Raw genomic sequence first — 23,411 nt, forward strand, 5'->3', positions numbered from 1 at the left:
GTTCAGCCCCAGTGTGGAGGCCTTTGCTCCTTCAGCCAAGCGTCGTGATCGTAACCGGGTTCGTCACCCCAGCGGCGTGGATCATCCTCGGAGGCTTTCTTGGGCAGAATGCCTTCTCCTGCCGGCTTCGGCTCCGGTCCGGGCTTCAATTCTGTCTTCTCCAGCTCTGTGCCAGCCTCCGCCGCATGAGTGTCCGCAGGGTATTCGGTCTTTGTGCTCTTTCTTTCCGGCATTGCGTTTCCTTACGGGATGGCTGGCCCCTGGCCGGGACCTTGCATACCGCCAAGTTCGGCCGGAGCCGACTCTGCCTGGCTGCGCAGTCCCCCTTGGCCGCCCGCCTGAGGGTCCAGTTCCAATTGTTCAACATCCATGTCCAGGAATCCATGCTGGACGGCGCCATAGGAGGGCGCAACCGGCTTTTCGAGTCCAAGGTAGGAGCCGATGCGGTCCGCACACGACGAGGGGTCCGTGAATACTTCGATGGTCCACAAAGACATGTAACGCCAGCCGAGGCGCTCCAGGAGCTGGGGCCGGAGCCTGCTGCGCTCCCGGACGCTCATGCGGCGGTAACGTTCCGTGCCATCGGATTCAATGGCCACCGGCGTCGGCATTTCGGTGTCATCACGGCCGATAGTGTGCACGGGATCGGCCGCAGCGGCGATGTCCAGTGCTCCGTCATAGTGGTGCCACACCCGGGCTCCACGAGCACGGAGCCGCTCACCCAGATCCGCTACCAACGGATCCTCACCGAGGGCCTGCTCGCTGGCCGCTGCCCTGGTTGCCGGCGTCCCCAGGTCCGAATTGCCCGAGAGTTCGCGGTCAAGGAGTTCATGGAAATCGATCGCACCATGAGCCAATCTGTCCAGGTCCAGGTCCTCCGGACGGAAGCAGCTCAGGACGTGCAAAGATCTGCGCGAGCGGGTCATTGCCAAAGCAAACTTATTGCGGCCACCTTCGACGGACAGGGGACCGAAACTGTGGAGCGCCCGGCCATGCGGAGTGCGCCCGAAGCCCAGGGAGAAGATGATGTGGTCGCGGACCAATCCTTGGGCACGCTCCAAATCCACCACCCGGAAGGACTCTGCACCCGCGTTGAAGAAACCGGACAACAGAGGATAGTTGGGCAGCTGGAGCCTAATGGCTTCGCCGATCCTTGCAGCATGGCGCAGGCTTGCGGTCACCACGGCGAGAGAAGTGCGGGGCCGAAGTCTGGCGTGTTCAAAAACCAGATCCACCACACGGTTTACTTCAGCTGCTACCGATTCCACACCTTCGTGATCGGAACCGGGCAGACCGGTACCGTCCGGGATGTATTCAACCACAACCGAACGGTCCAGCCCCGTTACGGATTGGCCGTCCGGCAGCCGACGCAGGCCGCCGTCGTAGTAATTCTTGCTCAGTTGCAGTACCAGATCTTCATCAACAGCCCGATACACCCAGTTCAGTTGCCAAGTCGGCAAGACGCGGGCCAAGGCACTGAAGGCACTGTCCACCGTGTCCTGGCTCGTGACGCCCGCCATGGGAGGCTCAACGGCCACGCTAAAGGTGCGGGCATTGGCGATCTTCGCATCCCCGAAGGCGATGACTTGTTCTGCCCGGGCGATGGCCGGCAGAACAGCCTGCAAAGACGTGCTCTCGGCATCAAGAATCACCACTGCGTCGAATTTCTGTTCGGCAGGCAAAAGCCCGGTCAGCAGGTATGGGCTGATGGACCACACGGGCACCAGCCGGGAAACCAATGCCGGCGCCTGAGCGCTGAGCGCCGTGAGGGTAACACGGCCATCCTTGATCAGATTCCGCAGGAGCTCTGCTTGGCGGGGATGTTCCGTAATTCCGGCGCGCCACATTTCGGCGAGCTTCCAGCGCAGCCGGGCTCCACCGCTGGCAATGTGCGCCTGATCCGCCAGGCGGTACTCGGCTTCGAGACGGCGGAGGGAATCGCCGTCGGACATCGCAAGGTAGTCGTCACCACTGATCATCGCTTCCAGGGCGGACTGCCACCAGGCAAGCTCCAGTTCCGCACCAACGGATCCGGCAGGGACTTCGCGCTCCGCCAAATCCGCAAGAAGCTCGCCGAGTCCGTGTTCGCGCATGTTCTCGACCAAAAGAGTACGCTCCGGCAGAGTCTCCAGAGTCCCCGTATCCGCGACGAGACGCTCAAGACGCTCCATGAGGGCTTCGTAGCGGGTCGCGTGGAGATCGCCGCCGTCGGCCGTGTGTTTGAGGCAGTCCCCCAGACGGCGGAGATCCCGGTCCAGTTCGCGGTAGGTGGCGCCCAAGTCCGCGAGCCCGGATGGCACAGCGGGATGGCGCTGGGTGGTGGCATACTCAGCCCAAAGCGCCCGCTGCTCCTGAACAAGCGCCAAGGAACTGTGCAGATCCGCGATGTGGACACCGGGCCGAACGTATTCCTTGGCCACGCGACGCAACCGGGAACGCTGCATCGAAGGCATCTCGAGGCCCTGCTCACGACGCCATGCGGAGGTGGCAGTAGCCGAAATCAGATCGTGGACCGGCCGGTCAAAGATATCCGGGGTGAATTTATCCAGGCTTTCCCGTACCGCCATCAACAGCTCAAGTTGCGAGCCCCATTCGGCGAAGTTCGCCCCGAGCCGGATTTCAGAGTGCTCCGCGACTTGGTTCATCCGTTCACGCAGCCTGGGAAGGTGGTCGGCGGCAGTGCCGGCCAGTTGCTGGGCTTCCTCAGTCTCCTTGCGAGTGACCAGGCGCGCACCATACCAGGGGCTCGACGTCGACGCCTTGCTGAAGCTGCCAAGTTCAGCAGCGCGGCGAAGCCTTGCGGCCAGCTCAGCGCGGTCTTTGATGTTGTCCAGGACACTGCGCTTCAAGCGCACGGTGGTGGCGGGGGCAGGCTGGATGGAGGTCAGCTCCGCGAGCGACTGCATTGCCTGGTAGGGCGAGCATCCCCAGCGCTGGCGAACATTGTGCAAGGACGCAACATGGTCCATGAGTGCATGACGGTGCTCGGTCAGCGTCTTGTGAAGATTCGCAAGTTGGGGTTCCAGCGACTTCTCGTTGCGGATGATCGCACTGACCAGCTGGCCCTTGAGCTGCTGGGCCGTGGCCCCACTGCCCGGCCTGAACAGCATCGACTCAAGGCCAAGGGCTTCAAAATTGCTGGCGAGGCCGTTAAGGCTCGCTCGCCGGTCCCCCACCACCAGTACCGATTTGCCCTCGTTGACAAGCGCTCCGATGGCATTGATGGCCGTTTGGGTCTGGCCGCTGCCTGGCGGGGTGCTGACCACCAGCGAATCGCCTGCTCGAACGGCATCCACGACGTACTGCTGGTCAGCATCGGCATCCAGGAGCAGTGACTCCTCGGCAGGGTCGCGCTCGTCAAGGTTCGGGAAGCGCCCGGACTTTATTGGCTCAGGTTCGATGTCCCCTCCGTTGGCGGCTCCGAACAAGGATGCAACGACGCTGCTGTTCTCGTTGATCCAGGGGTCGTCCAGGTTCCCAGACAAATCCGCCAAGGTCGTTATGAGGAGATTGGGGGTTACCTCGGCACCGGGGATTGGCTGCACCAGAGTGGCAAGACGGTCAAGGACCGGCTGGGGATCGAGGCGCGCGGTGTTGTAGGCCATGCGGCTCACAGCATTGACGTCGAAGACGATTCCGTGGACGGTCTTCAGATGCCGGACCAACGCAGGGTTGATGCCCGCTTGCTCCGTGAGTTGCAGCTCGTAGTCATCTTCGCCGGGCCGAGCCGTGAGCGAAATGGCTGCCAACATGACGGGAGCAGAAACACGCTGGGGCTTACCTCCGACTGCCGATGTCCACACGACCGTTCCGCAGGACAAGTAGCCGGCGTCGATCCCCCGGTCGTTGCCCAGCTCGAAGATCTTCGAGCGAAGGTTCCTGGCCGCACGGGCGGCAACAAGATATTGCTGGCGATCCCGGATCAGGGTGGAAAGACGGGTTCGACGACCGGCGAGGAGCTGTGCGAGCCCTGAAGGGTGGCCGTTGCTAAGGTCGATCGACCCTTCCGGCGTCTTGACGAAGCGCAGCATGGTGTCCGCACCAGTCACAGGTTTGAGCCCCGACAGCCATTTCCGGAGCTCTGCAGAGCTCTCTTCATGGCTTTGACCTACTGACACCGCTGCCTTCTTTTCTGTTCTAGCTCGAGACGACTTGGACCAAATCGGCATACTTTCGAGGGTAGCGGGAATCGACCGGCAGTCTGCACCGCAACACTGCTGGAAAGGCAAATTACCCCTGATTTCAGGGGAGATGCAAAGTGACCGGTCTCTGGAAAGAGACCGGTCACTCAGAACGCTATTCCCACTCGATGGTTCCCGGGGGCTTGCTGGTGACGTCCAGTACCACTCGGTTGACTCCGTCTACCTCGTTGGTGATCCTGTTGGAGATCCTCGCGAGGAGATCATAAGGGAGCCTCGACCAGTCAGCAGTCATAGCGTCCTCGGAAGAAACGGGACGAAGCACGATCGGGTGTCCATAGGTACGTCCGTCGCCTTGAACGCCGACGCTGCGGACATCGGCCAGCAGCACCACCGGCATCTGCCAGACATCGTTGTCGAGTCCGGCCGCAGTTAGCTCGGCGCGCGCGATGGCGTCTGCTTTGCGCAGCAGGTCCAGGCGATCTTTGTTCACTTCTCCGACAATTCGGATACCGAGGCCCGGACCAGGGAACGGCTGGCGTCCAACGATCTCCTGCGGCAGGCCAAGCTGCGCGCCCACGGCGCGAACCTCGTCCTTGAACAGTGCGCGGAGCGGCTCAACGAGTTCGAACTGCAGGTCCTCAGGCAAGCCGCCCACGTTGTGGTGGCTCTTGATGTTCGCAGCACCTTCGCCTCCGCCGGATTCGACGACGTCCGGGTAAAGGGTGCCTTGGACGAGGAATTTGATGCTCTCGCCTTCGGACGCGGCCTGGGCGATGATGGCCCGCTCTGCTTCTTCGAACGCACGAATGAACTCGCGGCCAATGATCTTGCGCTTCGTCTCGGGATCGCTGACCCCGGCCAGGGCGGACAGGAAACGCTCCTGTTCGTTTGCCACGTAAAGCTTGACGCCGGTTGCGGCAACGAAGTCGCGTTCGACCTGTTCGGCTTCGCCTTCGCGCAGCAAACCATGGTCTACGAACACACAGGTCAGCTGGTCTCCCACTGCGCGCTGCACGAGGGCTGCGGCAACAGCCGAGTCGACGCCGCCGGAGAGGCCGCAGATGACCTTGGAATCACCGACCTGCTGGCGGATCCGATCCACCTGCTCTTCGAGGATGTTGCCGGTAGTCCAGTTCGGTTTGAGGCCCGCTCCGTTGAACAAGAAGTTCTCCAGGACCTGCTGGCCGTGGGCCGAGTGCTTGACCTCCGGATGCCACTGCACGCCGTAGAGGTGCTTTTCCTCGTTCGCGAAAGCGGCTACAGGTGCGCCGGCGGTTGTCGCCAGGACCTCGAAGCCTGCAGGGGCTTCATGCACGGAATCTCCGTGGCTCATCCAGGTGTTCTGGGAGTCCGGGATGCCCGCGAGGATGGAGCGGGCTTCGCCAACCGTGGTGGCCTCGGTAGCGCCATACTCGCGCAACCCGGTCTGGGCAACCTTGCCACCGAGCGCGTTGGCCATGGCCTGGAAGCCGTAGCAAATACCGAAGACAGGCACGCCAGCCTCGAAAAGGTCTGCTCCAACCCTCGGGGCACCCTCGGCGTAAACGCTTGAAGGTCCGCCGGAGAGGATGATCGCTGCCGGGTTCTTGGCCAGAAGCTGCTCGGTGGTGAAAGTGTGCGGAACAATTTCCGAGTACACATTCGCCTCACGGACGCGGCGGGCAATCAGCTGCGCGTACTGGGCACCGTAGTCAACAACCAGCACCGGCTTCTGGGAAGTCTGAGCTTCAGAACTGAAGGGTGCGGTGGGAGTAGTCACCGTAACAGCCTACTTTGCCGGGATGCCCCGGTGCACCTTGAAGCCGGTCGTGAAGCCGGCAAACCGGCCCCGACGTTAGCGATCTCACAATGTCCGCCGAGACCGGCCCATCAGTAGCGCTTGGACGCCTGCGGGTTGGCGGCCAGTTCCGCTTCTACCTCCGAGTGGAACTTCTTCTCCACAATGAAGGACATGAGCGGGACAACCCCGCCCAAGGCAAGCAGGATGAGCTTCGTGAACGGCCAACGCATGAGGGACCACAAACGGAAGTCCGAGATGAGGTAAACCACGTACATCCAGCCGTGGACGATCAGTACCGTCACGGAGACGTTGACGCCGCCGAGGACCGCCTTCGACTCCGCGTCAGCGAACCCGAAGCCGAAGGGCTGCCCGGTGGTCGCGTTGGTACCCCCGGCAAAGAGGTACACGCCGAACACATAGCGTGCCACGAGCTCAGCGCACAGGAGCAAGAGCATGGTGCCGGTGAGGTAGGCCATGACCTTGTAGAACTTCAGGGCCGAGCGGATCTGGGCCGTGGTTCCACCGAAGCGGCGCTTCTTGGCCGCGGCTGGCTTCGCGCCGGGGTCTCCGGACTGTTCGGGCTGGATGGCCGGTTTGGGCTCAATCATGGCTTTACCTGTTCTGGCTTGGTAATTGCTGGCAAATCGTCTGATGGGAATTCGTCGTCAGGCTCTTCCTCTTCGAGGGTGCGCCGGTGGTCATCGGCCACCATTCGCCACCAGATGTAGAGGGCGAAGCCCGCAAAGACCACCCATTCCACGGAGTAAAAGAGGTTGAGCCAGTTGATTTGTTGGGTGGGAGGCTGGGCCGGGATATTGAGGGGCTTCAGCTGCTCCGGAAGCGCGAGGGTCTTGCCTGCCGCTACTTCCGACGTCGCGGCGACGAAGCCCGGATAGCTTGAGACTTCCCACGTGTTGATGAGTTCCGCGACCGAAACCGCGGACGCGCGGCCCGCTCCGGCGTCGACGTTTGGCACTGGGGCCTCCGACGGCAGGAGCCGTCCGGTCAGTTCAATAGTGCCCGACGGCGGCGGGCTGGCTTGGGCCGGATCGGCGACCCAACCGCGCGCCACGGGAATCCAGGTCTTCGGAGAAGCGCCAACGCCGTGGAGAACGGGAGCATCGTCGACCGCAAATGCAGTTACCACCCAGTATCCTTTTTGCCCAGCCAGCAGACGCCCCTCCACAAGGACTTGCTTGGCGGGGTCGTAGCTGCCTTTCGCACTGACCATTTGATCCGACACGGACCCAGGAAAGAAGGTACCGGGCTGCAGGACTCCGGTAAGGGGCCTAACTTGCTCCGCGGAGGGATCAACTGGCACATCACTCTGGGTGGATCTGCCGAACTGCCACTGGCTGAGCAGCACGAACACCCCGGAGAGCAGGAGCGCGAAGACAAGTCCTGCGATCCAGCGGGGCTTCAGAGCGGTTTTCAACACCCCTTAACCGTACTTCGTCAAGCTGTAGAACAGCTAAACGAGAGTAGGGCCTGCCCCTAGAGTGGGGCAGCAGGGTCCCTGCGTGGCGCGGAACGCGACACGAAAGGGCCTGCCCCAAGAGTGGGGCAGCAGGGTCCCTGCGTGGCGCGGAACGCGACACGAAAGGGCCTGCCCCTAGAGTGGGGCAGCAGGGTCCCTGCGTGGCGCGGAACGCGACACGAAAGGGCCTGCCCCAAGAGTGGGGCAGCAGGGTCCCTGCGTGGCGCGGAACGCGACACGAAAGGGCCTGCCCCTAGAGTGGGGCAGCAGGGTCCCTGCGTGGCGCGGAACGCGACACGAAAGGGCCTGCCCCTAGAGTGGGGCAGCAGGGTCCCTGCGTGGCGCGGAACGCGACACGAAAGGGCCTGCCCCTAGAGTGGGGCAGCAGGGTCCCTGCGTGGCGCGGAACGCGACACGAAAGGGCCTGCCCCAAGAGTGGGGCAGCAGGGTCCCTGCGTGGCGCGGAACGCGACACGAAAGGGCCTGCCCCACTCTCAGTGGTCGAAGAACACCAGGCTTGAGTTGATCAGTTCGGCGATGACCTCCGGATCGTGGGCTCGCCGGAGGGATTCCCGGAATGATTCCTTGGAAAGTGACCGCGCCAAGGTGGCCAGGACTTCCAAGTGGTCCGAGAATGAACTGGCCGGCGTGGCGATGAGCAGGACCAGGGTGGCCGGACCGTCGCTGGCACCGAAGTCCAGGGAGTGTCCGAACTTGGTGACTCCGACCGCGATGGAGACCCGGGAAACAAACTCGCTGCGGGCGTGCGGCAAACCGATGCCGCCCGGTAGCCCGGTAGCGAGTTGGTGTTCCCGGGAGTTGACGTGTTTGAGGAAGCCCTCAAGGTCCGTGATACGCCCGGCCGCATAGAGCCGTTCCGCGAGCTGGCCTGCGGCGTCTGTCTTGTCGGCCGCTTCCATCTCCAGGATCACGGTCTCCGGCGTCGTCAGTTCGGCATCATACGGGTCCAGTGGTTCCGCCAAGTCGTTTCCCTCCAGTGTGCCCAGCCACCCCAGGGCGCTCAGCGCAGGGGAACGATGTCATCGACGCCCATGCGCGCAGCATCGGCCGATTCGTCGTCGGGCTGCTGTTGGCTGAGCCGTTCAGCTTCCACCCGGGCCAGGTAGTGCTTGATTTCGCTTTCCCGCTGCGCGTCGCTCCAGCCAAGAATTTCTCCCATCAGCTTAGCGACAACAGGGACCGCGGAAACACCTCTGTCCCACGACTCTATCGAGATGCGGGTGCGGCGAGTCAGGACATCGTGGACGTGACGGGCGCCTTCGTGGGTCGTGGCGTAGACGACTTCTGCCGCCAAATAGTCGTCGGCACCGGGCAGCGGCTCAGCCATGGCCGGGTTGTCCTTGATGACCGCCAGGACTTCCGGCGTCATCGAACCGTAGCGGTTAAGCAAATGTTCCACCCTGGCGACGTGGATTCCAACCTCATCCGCGGTTCTCGCCCGGCGGTTCCATGCGGCTTTGAATCCCTCAGCGCCCAGCAGCGGGATGGTATCCGTGCAGCTCGCAGGAACACGCTCGTCCATCGCCCGGGTTGCTTCGTCGACCGCATCCTTGGCCATGACCCGGTATGTTGTGAATTTGCCGCCGGCAACAACCACAAGGCCTGGAACGGGGTGCGCCACGACGTGTTCGCGGGAAAGTTTGGCGGTGGAGTCGCTCTCCCCAGCCAACAGTGGACGAAGGCCTGCGTACACTCCCTCGACGTCCTCCCTCGTCAAAGGCCGTTTCAAGACGCGGTTGACGTGCTCCAGAACATAGTCGATGTCCTTGGTGGACGCGGCAGGGTGCGCCTTATCCAGCTTCCAGTCGGTGTCCGTTGTGCCGATGATCCAATGCCTGCCCCAGGGGATGACGAACAGCACGGACTTCTCGGTCCTCAGGATCAATCCGACGGTGGACTGGAAGCGGTCGCGCGGAACCACGAGGTGGATGCCCTTTGAAGCACGGACCTTGAGTTGGCCGCGATCCGTCACCATGGCCTGGGTCTCGTCCGTCCAGACCCCCGTGGCATTGACCACTTGCTTGGCGCGGACTTCGATGATGCTGCCGTCTTCCTGGTTTTCCACTTTCGCGCCCACCACGCGTTCGCCTTCGCGTACGAATGACACCACGCGCATCCTGTTCACGGCATGGGCTCCGTAGTGTGCCGCGGTGCGGACGACGTTGACCACCAGCCTGGCGTCGTCGACCTGCGCGTCGTAGTACCGGATGGAGCCGACGAACGCATCGCTCTTGAGGCTGGGGGCTGCCCGAAGTGTTCCACGCCGGAAGAGGTGCTTGTGCATGGGAACGCCGCGGCTGTGGCCTGAGGTGAGGCCCAGCGTGTCGTAGAGGAAGATGCCGGCGCCCACGTAGGGCCGTTCCCAAAAGCGCCGGGTCAACGGGTACAGGAACGGGACCGGCCGGACAAGGTGCGGCGCGATTTGTTGGATCAGCAGCCCGCGTTCCTTCAGCGCCTCCTGGACCAGCGCAAAGTCAAGCATTTCCAGGTAGCGCAGCCCGCCGTGAATCAGCTTCGAGGACCTCGACGACGTGCCTGAAGCCCAGTCCCGGGCCTCGACAATGCCCACGGACAACCCGCGGGTCACTGCGTCCAGGGCTGCCCCGGCCCCGACTACGCCTCCGCCGACGATCAGGATGTCGAGTTCCTTGCCGGGCTCGGTGGTGCCCCCCAGCACTTCAATGGATCTGACCCGCGCCTGCGGACTCAACGCACCGGCTGATGCATCATCCCTCTGCGAACCATCTGCAACACTGCTCATCGGACGCCTCCCATCGCACAAAGCCCGTAGTTCCCCACACTACTTCTTGTGCGCGGGCTTGGGCAGGGTTTTCACCCGGCGGCTAAGGTGGCCTGAACGGCAGCCTACCGACCCGAGTAAGGCGAGACGACGACGTCGACCCGCTGGAATTCCTTCAGGTCCGAATAGCCTGTTGTGGCCATCGAACGGCGTAGCGCGCCGATCAGGTTGGAGGTGCCGTTGGTGTGGTGGCCCGGCCCGAACAGCACTTCCTCAAGCGGTCCAACCGTGCCGACGTTGACCCTGTCACCGCGGGGCAGTTCGAGGTGGTGGGCTTCCTGGCCCCAGTGCCAGCCCTTGCCCGGCGCTTCTTCCGCACGGGCCAAGGCGCTGCCGAGCATGACTGCGTCGGCGCCCATCGCGATGGCTTTAACGATGTCACCCGAGGAACCCATGCCGCCGTCGGCGATGACATGCACGTACCGTCCACCGGACTCGTCCATGTAGTCGCGGCGGGCAGCGGCGACGTCGGAAATGGCGGAGGCCATGGGCGAATGGATGCCGAGCGCGCGGCGCGTGGTGGTGGTTGCGCCTCCGCCGAAGCCCACCAGAACGCCGGCCGCGCCGGTACGCATAAGGTGCAGGGCCGGGGTGTATCCGGCGGCCCCGCCGACGATCACCGGAACGTCGAGTTCGTAGATGAACTGCTTGAGGTTCAACGGTTCGTGGTTCTTGGAGACGTGCTCAGCCGAGACAGTGGTTCCCCGGATGACGAAAATGTCGACGCCGGCAGCAACGACCGTCTTGTAATGCTCTTGGGTGCGCTGCGGCGTGAGCGAGCCGGCCACGGTCACGCCGGAAGCACGAATTTCCGCCAGCCGGCTGGTGATCAGTTCGGGCTGGATGGGGGCTTTGTAGAGCTCCTGCATGCGCCGCGTGACAGCAGGGCTGGCAGTTTCATCCTCTAGGGCGGAGATCTCGTCCAACACGGATTGCGGGTCCTCGTAGCGGGTCCACAGGCCTTCAAGGTCCAGGACGCCCAGACCGCCAAGCCGGCCAAGGACAATGGCAGTTTCAGGCGACATGGCGGAGTCCATCGGGGCGGCGATCACCGGCATCTCAAACTTGTAGGCATCAATCTGCCATGAGACGGAAACGTCCTTGGGGTCACGCGTCCGGCGGTTGGGGACGATCGCGATGTCATCCAGGGAGTAGGCACGACGCCCACGCTTGCCACGGCCAATCTCAATCTCGTAAGTCACTGCTCTAGGTTATCCCAGTGCAACGAGATGTACCGGCAGGGAAAGGCTCCCCCGGTTGTGATTCGAACATCTTGAAGTAGCGCCCGCAGACCGCCACGAGTTGAGTGCTGTCGAAATACGCAAGCCCGCCACCTCGTGATGACGGCGGCGGGCTTGCTTGAAACTGACTGTCTAGCGTGAACCGTAGTTCGGAGCCTCGACGGTCATCTGGATGTCGTGCGGGTGGGACTCCTTCAGCCCTGCCGCGGTGATGCGCACAAACTTGCCGCGCGCCTTGAGCTCGGCGATGGTGGGCGCACCGGTGTAGAACATGGTCTGGCGCAGGCCGCCCACCAACTGGTATGCCACCGAGGAGAGTGGACCGCGGTACGCGACGCGGCCTTCAATTCCTTCGGGGATGAGCTTGTCATCGCCGGAAACGTCCGCCTGGAAATACCGGTCCTTCGAGTAGGACGTGTTCTTGCCACGGGACTGCATGGCGCCCAGGGAACCCATGCCGCGGTAGCTCTTGAACTGCTTGCCATTGACGAAGATCAGCTCGCCCGGCGATTCGTCGCAGCCCGCCAACAATGAACCGAGCATGACGGTGTCGGCGCCGGCCACGAGCGCCTTGCCGATATCGCCCGAGTACTGCAGGCCGCCGTCGGCGATCAGCGGGACACCGGCAGGGATGGCTGCCTTGGAGGACTCATAGATGGCCGTGATCTGAGGGACGCCAACACCGGCAACAACGCGGGTGGTGCAGATGGAGCCTGGACCAACGCCCACCTTGATGCCATCCGCACCGGCGTCGATCAGCGCCTGGGCACCTTCACGGGTGGCAGCCTGACCGCCGATGATGTCCACATGTGCGGCAACAGGATCGGACTTCAGTCGGGTGATCATGTCCAGGACGCCCTGCGAGTGGCCGTTGGCGGTATCCACGAACAATGCGTCCACGCCGGCGTCGATCAGCGTCATGGCCCGTTCCCAACCATCGCCGAAGAACCCGATGGCGGCGCCGACACGGAGGCGGCCTTCCTCATCCTTGGTTGCGAGCGGGTACTGCTCGGCCTTGGTGAAGTCCTTGGTGGTGATGAGGCCCTTGAGGCGTCCCTGCTCGTCAACGAGTGGCAGCTTCTCAATCTTGTTGGTGGCCAACTTGTGCGAGGCCTCTTCGCGGCTGATGCCGACGTGGCCCGTGATGAGGGGCATCTTGGTCATGACGTCGCTGACCAGCCGCAGCGGGAAATCGGACTCCGGCACAAAGCGGGTGTCGCGGTTGGTGACAATACCCAGCAGTCGACCATCGGGGTCGATGACGGGAAGGCCAGAGACCCGGTAACGCGAACACAGTTCGTCCAGTTCCTGGAGGGTTGCTTCCGGGTGGATGGTCAGGGGGTTGGTGATCATCCCGGACTCGGAGCGCTTGACGCGGTCAACGTGATCGGCCTGGTCTTCGATTGACAGGTTGCGGTGGATCACGCCAAGACCGCCCTGGCGGGCCATGGCGATGGCCATGCGTGACTCAGTGACGGTGTCCATGGCTGCGGACAGCAGGGGGGTCTGGACCGAGATGCGCTTGGAGATCCGGGAGGAAGTGTCGGCCTCGGACGGAATGACGTTGGTGTGGCCCGGCAGCAACAGGACGTCGTCATAGGTGAGGCCAATAAAGCCAAAGGGGTCGTGTTCGGGCTGGGTCATGAGTGCGCCTCTTACCTTGGTTCTTGGGGTTGCTCTGGTAGGGGTTGCAGCTGATGACCAGCCCGTCATTACGGGACTGGCCTGTGCAGAAAGGTTCTGAATAAATAGTAGAACCTCGCCGCCGATCCCCATATTCCGCACGGGCAATGTGAGCAACGGCACCTTGGGCACACGGCGTCGAGGTGTCCTTCCGCTCAGCTCCACCCCGTGGCAGCCATGAACGCCTTCTCGAAGTACGGAGTCAACGTCTTCATGTAGGTGGCGGTCACATGGTTGTCGTCCTTATAGACAATGACGTTCCCGATCACGGCCGGACAGTTTGCATCGGGGCAGAAATATTGGGAGAGATCCAAGAATTTCGTGTTCGGGAGTTCCCCGGCCACTGCGGCTGTCGGAGAGTCTTCGGAGTAGATTTCGGCACGCTGGGAACCACAGGCAATATATGCTCCGGGGTTCTTCTCAAGGCAGGCCGGAACGGGTTGTGCTGTGCGTGGAGTGTCTCGGAGGGCAACCACTTGGATTCCTGCTTCGTTGAGCGTCTTCACCTCCGTGACCCATGAAGGATCGAGCCGCTCGGGTATGTCGCTCTGCGAATTGGTGCGCGTGCTGGTGGTAACCACAACATCCGGTTTCATCTTTAGGACCTCAGCGAGCGTGGCCTTGTTGAAGTCAACGCAGCCCTGCGTGATGTCTGCCGCGGTGTCCTCGCCAAGCGGGCAAAATCCCTTCGTGATGGACGTAAGGCTCCAGTTGTTCTTTGCTGCCATGGTCAGTAGCGGCGTGTTCAGCACGTGGGCGTGCGAACTGCCTATGACGACAACGTTTTTCGTCCCGTTCGTGATCCCGTTGGTGCAACGATTAACGAAGTCCTGCGCGTCCGCAGTCCCCTTGCAGGGGGTGGGGAAGACCGGCCAGTCGGCATCAACAGAGGTCATGCTTGGAACCAAGGGCACGCTCAGATCGGGGGTGTAGACGAGATCCCCGCCAACTGCTGCCGCACCCGGGTTGCGAGCGTCCATATTCGCTAGCAACGCACGGTTTGTCTGTTCGATCTGTAGGGCCCAACCCGTGAGCGGCAAAATGGCCACGGTCGCTGCGGCAACCAGCGAAATCACGCTCCTGCGCCGATTGACCTCGGGCCACGTCCATGCCCGCCACGGCTTCTCGACGAACTTTGTGGTCAAAACAGCCAAGAGGAAAGCGCCAATGATAATCACAGTGCCCGACAACCAACCGGCGTGCGTCTTTCCAGACCATGCCAAATAGATGACCAACATGGGCCAGTGCCAGAGATAGAGGGCGTATGAATTGTTCCCCATGCGGACCAGCGGCTTGGAACTGAGGATTCGGTCGACTCCGAACCGACTGTCCGTCTGTCCCGCCGCGAGCAAGCACGCCGCGGCCAGGGTGGGCCACAATGCCGCCCACCCAGGGAACGCCGCCTCGACATCGAGAATGAACCCGCAACTGAGCATCGCGAGGATGCCGATCCACCCAAGGACGATCCTCGCTGACCTCGGGAGCTTCAGCAGGGGAAGGAAGAGGGCCAGAAGCGTTCCGAGGGCAAACTCCCACAGCCTGGCCGCCGTCGAGAAATACGCTGCCGATTGGTCCGTGGCGGTATAAACCACCGAATACACCAGCGAAACAAGGAAGACCAAGCCGAAAATGTAGCGAAGAAGGGGAACGTAGGCGAGCCGGTACCGCCTCGCCAGCCAGCCTGCTCCCACCAGGATGATCGGCCAGACGATAAAGACCTGTCCTTGGATGGACAGCGACCAGAAATGCTGGAGCGGGCTGGCCAGGCTGTGGTCCGCCGCATAGTAGTTGACTGCCTGGGACTGCAGGAGGAAGTTTTCGACGTAGAAGAGGGAAGCCCAACCCTGCTGGATCGTGTCCAACCAGCGCGTGGCCGGCATGAAGATGTAAGTTGCAGCCAGCGTTCCAACGATCACTGTCACTGCTGCGGGCAAGAGCCGGCGGAAATGGTGCAGCCAGTGCCTCATCAACGCCGTTTGGCGCCCATCCGAGTACCGCCTGGTGAACTGCAGCGTCATGAGGAATGCCGAGATAAGGAGGAAGACATCGACGCCGCCGGAGACCCGACCGAACCAAATGTGATAGGTGACAACCATGAGCACGGCAACAGATCGAAGCCCCTGGATTTCGGGTCGGAAGTTCGATTTGGCCGCCGGTTTTACCGGCTCGCTTTGGTGCCGGGGCGGCACCAAAGCGCGCATGGTTGTCAAAGTCTTGCCTCCAAGGGTGCTGCACCAACCGTCAATGTTACTGATTCGTAATGTTCATCGTCAATTTGGAAAGCTGCCAGCCAACGACTCATCGTCCATTACGACACACCTGTCTGGGAGCTTCCGGAAGGTTGTCTGGACCCAAGCTCGAAACAGCAACTCGGCAGGAAAAGCTCCGCGGTACTGGCGAAATCCCGCCGAGGGGAAAGGGGTCCCTGCAAAGGCGACAATCGCAAGAGGCCCGGCCCCCAAGGGGACCGGGCCTCGCGCATCAAACAACCAGGATTAGTGGCTGTGGCCCGCGTGCTCGTCTTCCTCGGCCGGCTTCTCGACGACCAGGGTCTCGGTGGTGAGAACCAGGGCTGCGATGGAGGCGGCGTTCTGGAGTGCGGAGCGGGTGACCTTGACGGGGTCGATCACGCCAGCGGCGATCAGGTCCTCGTACACACCGGACTTGGCGTTGAAGCCGTGGTTGTCTTCCAGCTCGGCGACCTTGGCGACGACGACGTATCCGTCAAAGCCGGCGTTCTGCGCAATCCAGCGGAGCGGCTGGGTCAGGGCGCGGCGGACGATGCCGACGGCGGCAGCCGCGTCACCTTCCAGGGCCTTGACGGCAGCGTCCTCGTCCAGTGCCTTGAGGGCGTGGATGAGGGCAGAGCCGCCGCCGGACACGATGCCTTCTTCGAGGGCGGCACGCGTGGAGGACACTGCGTCCTCGATGCGGTGCTTCTTTTCCTTGAGCTCAACCTCGGTGGCTGCACCGACCTTGATGACGCCGATGCCGCCGGCCAGCTTGGCAAGCCGTTCCTGCAACTTTTCCCGGTCCCAGTCGGAGTCGGTGCGCGTCAGCTCGGCACGGATCTGGGCGACGCGCGCTGCGACGTCCTCAGCCGTGCCAGCGCCGTCAACGATCGTGGTGTTGTCCTTGGTGACAGTGATGCGGCGTGCAGTGCCCAGGACCTCGAGGCCAACCTGGTCCAGGGACAGGCCGAGCTCCGGGGAGACAACCTGCGCGCCGGTCAGCGTGGCGATGTCCTGCAGCATGGCCTTGCGGCGGTCACCGAAGCCCGGAGCCTTGACGGCAACGACGTTCAGGGTGCCACGGATGCGGTTCACGATCAGCGTAGACAGTGCCTCGCCGTCGATGTCCTCGGCAATGATGAAGAGCGGTTTGGCTGCCTGCAGGGCCTTCTCAAGGAGCGGGAGGAATTCCTGCAGCGAGGAGATCTTTCCCTGGTTGATCAGGATGAGAGCGTCTTCCAGGACAGCTTCCTGGCGTTCCGCGTCAGTGACGAAGTACGGGGACAGGTAGCCCTTGTCGAACTGCATGCCCTCAGTGAGAACCAGCTCGGTCTGGGTGGTGGAGGACTCTTCGATGGTGATGACGCCATCCTTGCCGACCTTGCCGAAAGCCTCGGCCAGCAGTTCGCCAACCTCGTCGCTCTGGGCGGAGATCGCTGCAACGCTGGCAACCTGGGTGCCTTCTACTTCGCGGGCGTTCTCCAGGAGGCGGGCAGCGACGGCCTGGACGGAGACCTCGATGCCGCGCTTGATTTCACCCGGGGCGGCGCCTGCGGCAACGTTGCGCAGGCCTTCCTTGACGAGGGCCTGTGCCAGCACGGTGGCCGTGGTGGTGCCGTCGCCTGCGACGTCATTGGTCTTGGTGGCGACTTCCTTGGCCAGCTGCGCGCCAAGGTTCTCATACGGGTCGTCGAGTTCGACTTCGCGGGCGATCGTCACGCCGTCGTTGGTGATGGTGGGAGCTCCCCACTTCTTGTCCAGAACGACGTTGCGGCCACGCGGGCCAAGGGTGACCTTGACGGTGTTGGCGAGCTTGTCAATGCCTGCTTCGAGCGAGCGACGGGCAGCGTCGTTAAACGCAAGCTGCTTTGCCATGGTTGTGTCCTTTCAAGACGGAAAACCCGCACCGCTGATTCAACCGGAAGAAGTCCGACTCGATCTGCGATGCGGGATCCAGGGAATTACTTAACGACGATCGCCAGAACGTCGCGGGCGGACAGAACGAGGTATTCGTTGCCGCCGGTCTTGACTTCAGTTCCGCCGTACTTGGAGTAGATGACGACGTCGCCAACGGTTACGTCGACGGGGACGCGGTTGCCGTTGTCATCGAAGCGGCCGGGGCCAACTGCAACAACTTCGCCTTCCTGCGGCTTTTCCTGTGCAGTGTCCGGGATGACCAGGCCGGAAGCCGTGGTCTGCTCTGCTTCGAGCGGGCGGACAACAATGCGATCCTCGAGAGGCTTAATGGAGACCGACACTCGGATCTCTCCTTTACGTGAGGTAGTACATGGACTATCAAACCAGGGGTGCCGTGGCGGGCTTACCGTCGTCGCGGTGCCGGTAAGTGCCTGGCGGCATGATTAGCACCCACCTAGGGAGAGTGCTAATCAAGACTCTATGTAAGCATTAGCACTCGGTCAAGGCGAGTGCCAGAATTCCGTCACGGGTGAACGGCGGCAGGCCGCTCCGGACTCAATTGGCTCATTGGCCGGCGAGGTCGTCGAAGTCCACGTCCTCGCCGTCGTCGTACTCTTCTTCCGGCGCCGTTCCGCGGTTCACGTAGAGCAGTACGCCGCTGGCGAGCGCGACGACGCCGGACACCACCAGTCCGACGATCGCGCCGATACGGGCACCTGTGTAGGTGTCCCGGATGTCGCGGGCCTCGTCAGTGGCGTCCTGGACGCTCTTTCCGGTCATGGAGTAGGTGGCCGCGTTGAAGGAGTCGAGGAAGAAAATAATGATCAAGAGCGCGATGCAGACGATGGCAATCGCAGCACCCACGATGAGCGCGGGGCGGGCATACTTGGAGAGATTTCCGGCGAAGGGACGTCTATCGGGGACAGAGGGAGAACCATTGGCGTCGTCAGGCTGGCGTACTGGGTTGTCTTCCATGGCATCAACCCTATCGGCCCGAGTGGTCCCGAATCCCTCTCCGCCTTGTATGACGGGCGGCCAGTAGGCTAGTTCCCATGGCTGACACACCCCCGGACCAGATTGCCCCCTTACTGACCACGGAGGGTTGGGAACTGCTGGCGTCCTTGGGACCCTACCGTGACAGCGAAGCGTTCGCCCTGAATGCGCGCCTGCGCAAAGACGGCCACTCCCCCGCGCTTGTGGCCGCTGTCCTCACCCAATCAAGGCTCCGCACCCGGGCTGAGGCCAAGTTCGGCGAATTCGCCCGGCAGATGCTCTTCACCCAGGCCGGCCTGGAACAGGCCACCCGGCTCAATGTTGCAGCCAGGCACGCCGAGCGCTTCGCCAAGGCGGGCACGCAGCACGTAGCGGACCTGGGCTGCGGGCTTGGAGCCGACTCCATGGCGATGGCCTCCATGGACATCAAGGTCACCGCCGTGGAACTGGATGAGACCACCGCCGCGTGTGCCACCATCAACCTCATGTCTTTCCCGCACGCAACGGTGGTGCACTCGGACGCCACGTCGGTGCCACTCGATGGCGTCGACGGCGTGTGGCTCGATCCGGCGCGCCGCACAACGTCGTCGTCGGGCACCAAACGGATCTGGGATCCGGAGGCCTTCTCGCCGCCCTTCTCCTTCGTTGAATCGCTGGCCGCTGCCGGCAAATCCGTCGGGGTCAAGATGGGCCCGGGGATGCCACACGAATCGGTTCCGGGCGGCTGCGAGGCGCAGTGGGTTTCGGTGGGAGGGGACGTGACCGAGGTGACCCTATGGTTCAACGACGTCGCGCGACCCGGGATCCGCCGGGCGGCCCTGGTCCTCGGGCCGCAGGGCGCGGCCGAGCTCACCAGCGGCGAGGATTTCGACGGCGGCCCGGTGCCCGACGTCGGGCCTGTAGAGGGATACCTCTACGAACCCGATGGTGCGGTCATCCGCGCAGGACTGGTCGCCGACGTCGCACTGCGGCTTGGGGGCCACTTGGTGGACCAACACATTGCCTACATTTGCGCTCCGGAACTGGTGGAGACCCCGTTCGCCCGCGCCTACAAAGTCCTGGAAGTCATGCCGCTGAACGTAAAGGCCCTCAAAGCCTGGGTGAAGGCCAACGGTGTTGGTGTCCTGGACATCAAGAAGCGCGGCACGTCCGTTACCCCTGAGGAACTGCGGAAACAATTGTTGCCAGCAGGAAAGGGCTCAGGGAAAGCCCGCGGCAACAAAACAGCCACCCTGGTCCTCACCAGGATCGGCGAGGAAAAGGTGGCTGTTGTGGTGGAGCCTGTAGCTTCCTGAACCAACCTACTGGGCGCGTGTGAACTCCTCCGCCGCGGCCACTTGCTCCGGCGTCGGGGTGACCCCCGTGTAAAGCACGAACTGTTCAAGCGCTTGGATGGTGGCTACCTCGGCGCCGCTGATCACGGCCTTGCCTGCCGCGCGGCCGGCCCTGATGAGCGGCGTCTCTGCAGGGAGGGCGACGACGTCGAACACCACGTGTGCGGCCGCCACCGCCTGTTCGGGGAAGGACAGTGAGCCGGACTCCGGTCCGCCGGCCATTCCGATCGGGGTCACGTTGACGAGCACGTCCGCCGTCGACTCCCCTACTTCGGCCTGCCAGCCGAAGCCATAGAGCCCCGCAAGGGACTGCCCGATCTTTTCGTTCCGGGCAACGACGGTGACTCGCGAGAATCCAGCGTCGCGGAAGGCCGCCGCGGTGGCCTTGGCCATGCCGCCGGAGCCGCGGAGCAGCACGGACGACGCCGGGTCGATCGCATTGCGCTCGATCAGCTGGGCGATCGCGGTGTAGTCCGTGTTGTAGGCCGTCAGTACACCGGCATCGTTGACAATCGTGTTGACCGAGTCGATCGCGGCGGCCGATACGTCCATCCGATCCACGAGTGCGATGACGTCTTCCTTGTAGGGCATCGAAACGGCGCAGCCGCGGATGCCCAGGCCGCGCACGCCGGCGATCGCGTTGGCCAAGTCCGTGGGGGCGAAGGCCTTGTAGATCCAGTTCAGGCCGAGCGCCTCGTAAAGGAAATTGTGGAAGCGTGTTCCGTTGTTGCTCGGCCGGGCCGAGAGGGAGATACAGAGCGTCATGTCTTTGTTGAGGATCGGCATAACGGGACTTCCTTCACGTAGCGGGGGTTCTGTGCCAGCCTAGACGGGGAGCTGGCCTTGGCGCGCCTTGAAGCGTGGATTCGACTTGTTGATGACAAGAGCTCGTTATCCTCAGGTTTCCGCCCATGCGGTACCGTACCGCCCCTGCATTAGACTTGAGCCAACCGCTGACGGCCCCACGGCGGGCGTTGCTCAGGCGTTTGGCATATCACCGAGGGGACCTACGTGCAGATTGATTTCGCTCCATCCAGGCAGTCGACACTTGGGGTGGAATGGGAGCTGGCGCTCGTCAACGCACGCACCGGCGAATTGGTCTCGGTCGCGAATGAGGTCCTCCGCGGCGTGGCCTCCCGGCATCCGGACTTGAACGAAGACGACGAGCATCCGCACATCAAGCGGGAGTTGCTCCTGAACACCGTGGAACTGGTCACGGGCGTGTGCAACACCGTCAAGGAAGCCAAGGAAGACCTGGCCCGGTCCCTGCAGGCCGTCAGGGAGGTTACGGACCCCATGGGTGTGGAGCTTTTCTGCGCCGGAAGCCATCCTTTCAGCCCGCCGCAGCTTCAACCCGTCTCGGACAAAGAGCGCTATGCCAAACTGATCGATCGCACCCAATGGTGGGGACGGCAAATGGTCATCTACGGGGTCCACGTCCACGTCGGCCTGGACCGGAGGGACAAGGCGCTCCCCATTCTCGACGGGCTTGTCAACTACTTTCCCCATTTCCAGGCCTTATCCGCCTCGAGCCCGTTCTGGGGTGGCGAAGACACTGGATACGCGTCACAACGCGCCCTCATGTTCCAACAGCTGCCCACGGCAGGGTTGCCTTTCCAATTCCCCAGCTGGGCTGAATATGAGTCCTATGTCCAGGACATGTTCACCACAGGAGTGATCGACACGCTGTCCGAAATTCGCTGGGATATCCGTCCCGTACCGAATTTGGGCACCATCGAGATGCGCATTTGCGATGGCCTGGCCACCCTCGAGGAAGTCGGCGCTGTTGCAGCCCTGACCCAGTGCTTGGTGGATGAGTTCTCCACGATTCTGGACAACGGCGGCAGTATTCCCACCATGCCGCCGTGGCATATCCAGGAAAACAAGTGGCGGGCGGCCCGCTACGGCATGGAGGCGATCATCATCCTCGATGCCGAAGGCAATGAGCAGCTTGTCACCGATCACCTAAAGGAAACCCTGCTCCGCCTGGCGCCCGTCGCGGAAAAGCTCGGTTGCTCGGAGGAACTGGCCGACGTCGAAAAGATCATCGCCCGCGGAGCGGGATACCAGCGCCAACGCCGCGTCGCTGCCCAGCACGACGGCGATCTTCATGCCGTTGTCCAGGACCTCGTACAGCAAATGCGGTCCGTTCCGACCGCCTGGACTTCGGACCGGATTCCGGCGCCTACACCGAAACCGTAGTCACCGGCAGGGAAGAATCCGGAGCAAAAGCGACGCCGCTTGGACTGATTCCCGCCATGATGAGCTGCGAGCCCAAGGCCGCAACCATGGCGCCGTTGTCGGTGCACAGCGCCAACGGCGGCACATGCAACGTGATCCCCGCAGAGCTGCAGCGCTGCCCGGTCAGTTCGCGGAGCCGGGAGTTGGCTGCAACGCCACCACCGAGGAGGAGATCCGTAATGCCGTTCTCCCTGCAGGCCAACACAGCCTTGGAGGTGATAACGTCCACCACTGCTTCCTGGAATGCGGCGGCGATATCGGCCAAGGGGACGTCCTCGCCGCGCGCTTCGAACTGTTCTACACAGCGGGCGACGGCGGTCTTGAGCCCGCTGAAGGACCAATCGTAACGATGCGGTCCGGGTTCCTCGACGGTTCCCATGTACTTGGGTTGGGTCAATCCGCGCGGGAAGCGGATGGCCTTGGCGTTGCCCTTCTTCGCAAGTTTGTCGATGGCCGGCCCGCCCGGGTAGCCAAGGCCCAGCAGCCTGGCCACTTTGTCGTAAGCCTCCCCCGCTGCGTCGTCGATGGTGGAACCGAGCATCTCGACGTCGTCGGTGATGCTGCGGATACGAAGGATTTCCGTATGTCCACCTGAAACCAGCAACGCACCGAGGTTCTCCGGCAGCCGCCCGCCGGCGCCGAGTCCCGCAGCGCCGCCGCCCACGTTTCCGTCAAGGAGCCCGACGCCGACGTGTGCCACCAAGTGGTTGATGGCATAGAGCGGCTTGCCCGTGGCAACAGAAAGTGCCTTGGCTGCGCAGACACCAACCATGAGCGCACCTGCCAAACCAGGCCCGGAGGTCACGGCGATCGCATCGATGTCGTCCAGCGTCACTCCGGCCCCGTGCAGGGCCTCCTGCAGCGTGGGAACGAAGGCGTCCAAATGCGCACGGGAAGCGATCTCAGGAATGACGCCGCCAAAACGGACATGCTCATCCATCGAAGAGGACACCGTGTTGGTCAACAGGGTGGTGCCCCGGACAATCCCGACGCCGGTTTCGTCGCAGGAGGACTCGATCCCCAGCACGAGCGGCTGGACAGAGTTGGAGTGGTTCACGTGGCTGGGCAGGTTCACGCCGGGATTCCTTCAGTCAATGTCAGCCTCATGATGAGGGCGTCCGTGCCGTCACGGTAGTAGCGCCGCCGGACGTGGATCTGCTCGAAGCCGAACCGCACGTACAAGGCCTGGGCGCGGGGATTGTCCGCACGGACTTCCAAGAGGACCTCCGTCGCACCGCGCCCTCTGGCCTCTTCAATGAGTTCGGTGAGGATAGCGGAGCCAATCCCCCTGCCTTCGAACTCGGGCACGACGGCGATCGTCTGCACATCTGCGATTGGCTCGATACACATGAGGCCGGCATAGGCCACAATCTGCCCGCCAGCTTCGGCCACCACGTAGCGGCGGGTATCCACCTGGGCAAGTTCATCGAAGAACATCTGCATCGGCCAGGCATCCACCGGGAATAACCGGCGCTCCAGGACCTCGACGGCGGTGACATCGTCAGCGGTCATGTCACGCAAGGTCACGCCATCGAGTTTGAGCTGGTGTGA

General features: G+C 62.9%; 19 protein-coding genes. 2 read left to right on the forward strand and 17 right to left on the reverse strand.

The window, feature by feature from the left end; all coding sequences use genetic code 11:
* Window positions 1–2: 2 nt before the first annotated feature.
* The 13 genes from LFT43_RS14955 to LFT43_RS15015 form a co-directional block, all read right to left on the reverse strand.
* Window positions 3–233: a hypothetical protein gene (locus tag LFT43_RS14955; RefSeq protein WP_395803209.1), complete on the reverse strand. Its 231-nt coding sequence runs from the start codon at window positions 231–233 to the stop codon at window positions 3–5.
* A gap of 9 nt (window positions 234–242) precedes the next feature.
* Window positions 243–4,169, reverse strand: a complete 3,927-nt coding sequence (locus LFT43_RS14960) for an AAA family ATPase (protein ID WP_395798051.1) — start codon at window positions 4,167–4,169, stop codon at window positions 243–245.
* Window positions 4,170–4,296: 127 nt separating this feature from the next.
* Window positions 4,297–5,901 (reverse strand): glutamine-hydrolyzing GMP synthase, encoded by a 1,605-nt coding sequence (gene guaA, locus LFT43_RS14965; protein ID WP_395798053.1) that lies wholly within the window; start codon window positions 5,899–5,901, stop codon window positions 4,297–4,299.
* Between the two features lie 110 nt (window positions 5,902–6,011).
* Window positions 6,012–6,530 (reverse strand): DUF3817 domain-containing protein, encoded by a 519-nt coding sequence (locus LFT43_RS14970; RefSeq protein ID WP_395798055.1) that lies wholly within the window; start codon window positions 6,528–6,530, stop codon window positions 6,012–6,014.
* Window positions 6,527–7,360: an SURF1 family protein gene (locus LFT43_RS14975; protein ID WP_395798057.1), complete on the reverse strand. Its 834-nt coding sequence runs from the start codon at window positions 7,358–7,360 to the stop codon at window positions 6,527–6,529. The genes LFT43_RS14970 and LFT43_RS14975 overlap by 4 nt, the downstream gene beginning before the upstream one ends.
* A gap of 533 nt (window positions 7,361–7,893) precedes the next feature.
* Window positions 7,894–8,382 (reverse strand): PTS sugar transporter subunit IIA, encoded by a 489-nt coding sequence (locus LFT43_RS14980; protein WP_395798059.1) that lies wholly within the window; start codon window positions 8,380–8,382, stop codon window positions 7,894–7,896.
* Between the two features lie 38 nt (window positions 8,383–8,420).
* Entirely contained in the window at window positions 8,421–10,181 is a 1,761-nt protein-coding gene (locus LFT43_RS14985; RefSeq protein WP_395798061.1) for a glycerol-3-phosphate dehydrogenase/oxidase, read from the reverse strand.
* Between the two features lie 104 nt (window positions 10,182–10,285).
* Window positions 10,286–11,422, reverse strand: a complete 1,137-nt coding sequence (locus LFT43_RS14990) for a GuaB3 family IMP dehydrogenase-related protein (RefSeq protein ID WP_395798063.1) — start codon at window positions 11,420–11,422, stop codon at window positions 10,286–10,288.
* Between the two features lie 171 nt (window positions 11,423–11,593).
* Window positions 11,594–13,105, reverse strand: coding sequence for an IMP dehydrogenase (gene guaB / locus LFT43_RS14995; protein WP_395798065.1), 1,512 nt, complete (start codon window positions 13,103–13,105; stop codon window positions 11,594–11,596).
* A 194-nt stretch (window positions 13,106–13,299) separates the two neighbouring features.
* The gene (locus LFT43_RS15000) at window positions 13,300–15,345 is read right to left on the reverse strand and encodes an acyltransferase family protein (protein ID WP_395803114.1); all 2,046 of its coding nucleotides are present in this window, start codon (window positions 15,343–15,345) and stop codon (window positions 13,300–13,302) included.
* 294 nt (window positions 15,346–15,639) lie between these two features.
* Complete coding sequence (gene groL / locus LFT43_RS15005) at window positions 15,640–17,250, reverse strand: chaperonin GroEL (RefSeq protein ID WP_395798067.1); 1,611 nt, start codon at window positions 17,248–17,250, stop codon at window positions 15,640–15,642.
* 86 nt (window positions 17,251–17,336) lie between these two features.
* Window positions 17,337–17,633 (reverse strand): co-chaperone GroES, encoded by a 297-nt coding sequence (gene groES, locus LFT43_RS15010; protein WP_028265041.1) that lies wholly within the window; start codon window positions 17,631–17,633, stop codon window positions 17,337–17,339.
* A 223-nt stretch (window positions 17,634–17,856) separates the two neighbouring features.
* Window positions 17,857–18,267, reverse strand: a complete 411-nt coding sequence (locus tag LFT43_RS15015) for a hypothetical protein (protein WP_395798069.1) — start codon at window positions 18,265–18,267, stop codon at window positions 17,857–17,859.
* 77 nt (window positions 18,268–18,344) lie between these two features.
* On the opposite strand from LFT43_RS15015, the gene LFT43_RS15020 reads away from it, so the two are divergent.
* The gene (locus LFT43_RS15020; RefSeq protein WP_395798071.1) at window positions 18,345–19,580 is read left to right on the forward strand and encodes an SAM-dependent methyltransferase; all 1,236 of its coding nucleotides are present in this window, start codon (window positions 18,345–18,347) and stop codon (window positions 19,578–19,580) included.
* Window positions 19,581–19,586: 6 nt separating this feature from the next.
* Here LFT43_RS15020 and LFT43_RS15025 read toward each other — a convergent pair whose 3' ends face one another.
* Window positions 19,587–20,405, reverse strand: coding sequence for a shikimate 5-dehydrogenase (locus LFT43_RS15025; RefSeq protein WP_395798073.1), 819 nt, complete (start codon window positions 20,403–20,405; stop codon window positions 19,587–19,589).
* A gap of 39 nt (window positions 20,406–20,444) precedes the next feature.
* Window positions 20,445–20,498 (reverse strand): hypothetical protein, encoded by a 54-nt coding sequence (locus LFT43_RS15030; protein WP_395803116.1) that lies wholly within the window; start codon window positions 20,496–20,498, stop codon window positions 20,445–20,447.
* Window positions 20,499–20,630: 132 nt separating this feature from the next.
* Between LFT43_RS15030 and LFT43_RS15035 the strand changes: the two genes are divergently transcribed.
* Entirely contained in the window at window positions 20,631–21,821 is a 1,191-nt protein-coding gene (locus LFT43_RS15035; RefSeq protein ID WP_395798075.1) for a glutamate--cysteine ligase, read from the forward strand.
* Here the strand turns inward: LFT43_RS15035 and tsaD are convergent.
* Both tsaD and rimI read right to left on the reverse strand, forming a co-directional pair.
* Window positions 21,805–22,935: a tRNA (adenosine(37)-N6)-threonylcarbamoyltransferase complex transferase subunit TsaD gene (gene tsaD, locus LFT43_RS15040; protein WP_395798077.1), complete on the reverse strand. Its 1,131-nt coding sequence runs from the start codon at window positions 22,933–22,935 to the stop codon at window positions 21,805–21,807. The two genes, LFT43_RS15035 and tsaD, sit on opposite strands and share 17 nt — an antisense overlap.
* Window positions 22,932–23,372 (reverse strand): ribosomal protein S18-alanine N-acetyltransferase, encoded by a 441-nt coding sequence (gene rimI / locus LFT43_RS15045; protein WP_395803118.1) that lies wholly within the window; start codon window positions 23,370–23,372, stop codon window positions 22,932–22,934. The genes tsaD and rimI overlap by 4 nt, the downstream gene beginning before the upstream one ends.
* Window positions 23,373–23,411 lie beyond the last annotated feature (39 nt).

Origin of the sequence: Arthrobacter sp. FW306-04-A (genome assembly GCF_044358315.1) — a bacterium.
Classification (GTDB): domain Bacteria; phylum Actinomycetota; class Actinomycetes; order Actinomycetales; family Micrococcaceae; genus Arthrobacter.

Coding starts and splice junctions, on each gene's coding strand:
- LFT43_RS14955 (WP_395803209.1), bottom strand. CDS start 233: ATGCCGGAAAGAAAGAGCACAAAGACCGAATACCCTGCGGACACTCAT.
- LFT43_RS14960 (WP_395798051.1), bottom strand. CDS start 4,169: ATGCCGATTTGGTCCAAGTCGTCTCGAGCTAGAACAGAAAAGAAGGCA.
- LFT43_RS14970 (WP_395798055.1), bottom strand. CDS start 6,530: ATGATTGAGCCCAAACCGGCCATCCAGCCCGAACAGTCCGGAGACCCC.
- LFT43_RS14985 (WP_395798061.1), bottom strand. CDS start 10,181: ATGAGCAGTGTTGCAGATGGTTCGCAGAGGGATGATGCATCAGCCGGT.
- guaB (WP_395798065.1), bottom strand. CDS start 13,105: ATGACCCAGCCCGAACACGACCCCTTTGGCTTTATTGGCCTCACCTAT.
- LFT43_RS15000 (WP_395803114.1), bottom strand. CDS start 15,345: ATGCGCGCTTTGGTGCCGCCCCGGCACCAAAGCGAGCCGGTAAAACCG.
- groL (WP_395798067.1), bottom strand. CDS start 17,250: ATGGCAAAGCAGCTTGCGTTTAACGACGCTGCCCGTCGCTCGCTCGAA.
- LFT43_RS15015 (WP_395798069.1), bottom strand. CDS start 18,267: ATGGAAGACAACCCAGTACGCCAGCCTGACGACGCCAATGGTTCTCCC.
- LFT43_RS15020 (WP_395798071.1), top strand. CDS start 18,345: ATGGCTGACACACCCCCGGACCAGATTGCCCCCTTACTGACCACGGAG.
- LFT43_RS15025 (WP_395798073.1), bottom strand. CDS start 20,405: ATGCCGATCCTCAACAAAGACATGACGCTCTGTATCTCCCTCTCGGCC.
- rimI (WP_395803118.1), bottom strand. CDS start 23,372: ATGACCGCTGACGATGTCACCGCCGTCGAGGTCCTGGAGCGCCGGTTA.